We start from the raw sequence: 568 nt of genomic DNA, 5'->3' as shown, positions 1-568 counted from the left end.
CAACGAGAGTCAATAAAGCACCTTTATGATGTTTACCAATCACCGTGTCACCTTCGAAATCTCCTAAACGTTGTCGTTGATCAATGACCTGGTCTCGGCAGTGAATACTTGTTTTATCAATGATTTGCCCCCTACGATCCGTGTTTTTGTAACCGCGTTTTCGATATTTCTTCTGATGCCTTAAGTGTAGATGAAGTTTACCGCCTTTTGATTTATCTTGATAAATGTACTGGTAAATCCACTCATGTGAAGGTACATCCAGCCAACCGCGTTGTGTTAAAGCACCTGAAATTTGTTCTGGTGACCAGTCCAAACCAATCAAATAATCAATATAAGCGAAGGCAAATGCTGTCATTGATGATGAAGGACGGTACCGTCTTTGACTTGCAAATTTAGCTGCCTGTTGAGCTCTATATCCACGTTGCCCAGTATTTCTTTTTAATTCACGGTAGATGGTTGATCGTGAACGTCCTAACTCCCGAGCAAGGGTAGCGATTGAACTTTTACTTTTCAAAGTAGCATAAATTTCGTATCTTTCATCTTGAGAAAGTTGGGTGTATTTCTTCAT

Annotated in this window: 1 pseudogene; it reads right to left on the bottom strand. The window is 40.1% G+C overall.

Annotated elements, in window-relative coordinates:
* A pseudogene (locus ACEO2X_RS14090) lies at nucleotides 1–568 on the bottom strand (IS30-like element IS18 family transposase); the annotation flags it as partial.

It is taken from the genome of Acinetobacter sp. AL9, from assembly GCF_041464035.1.
Taxonomy (GTDB): Bacteria; Pseudomonadota; Gammaproteobacteria; order Pseudomonadales; family Moraxellaceae; genus Acinetobacter; species Acinetobacter towneri.
Note: the sequence above shows the minus strand (reverse complement) of the source record. Positions and strands in the feature narration are given on the sequence as shown.